The organism is Anabaena sp. CCY 0017 (genome assembly GCF_963920885.1).
Classification (GTDB): domain Bacteria; phylum Cyanobacteriota; class Cyanobacteriia; order Cyanobacteriales; family Nostocaceae; genus Nodularia.
This window is the reverse complement of the sequence record NZ_CAWUDG010000094.1, coordinates 1-269: the sequence shown is the minus strand read 5'-3', so window position 1 is coordinate 269 and position 269 is coordinate 1. Positions and strand designations below refer to the sequence as shown.

The following is a 269-nucleotide window of genomic DNA, read 5'->3' as shown; positions in this document are numbered from 1 at the left end:
ATTGGTCTACCAATGGCAGACCTCCGGTGAAGTCTCATGGGACCAACCCGTCGGCAGCTTTAGCTACGGTATGAACGGCGGCACCATCTACGAGCGCCGCTCGGGCATCGCGAGCTGCTACACCATGCTCCATGTCGACGAAAAGGGCATCGTGGTCGGCGGCGAGCTGGTCAACAACGGTACGACATGCAAGATGTGGTGATGGCAAAGCGCCGCGGATCGGGCACGCGTCCCGCCGGCCCGCGGCCTCTCGGATAACCCGCTCTAGA

Annotated in this window: 1 protein-coding gene; it reads left to right on the top strand. The window is 62.5% G+C overall.

Features of this window, described 5'->3' with window-relative positions:
• A partial coding sequence (locus ACM0OW_RS25840; RefSeq protein ID WP_414553576.1) for a hypothetical protein occupies positions 1-202 on the top strand: 202 nt, incomplete at its 5' end.
• Positions 203-269: the final 67 nt, after the last annotated feature.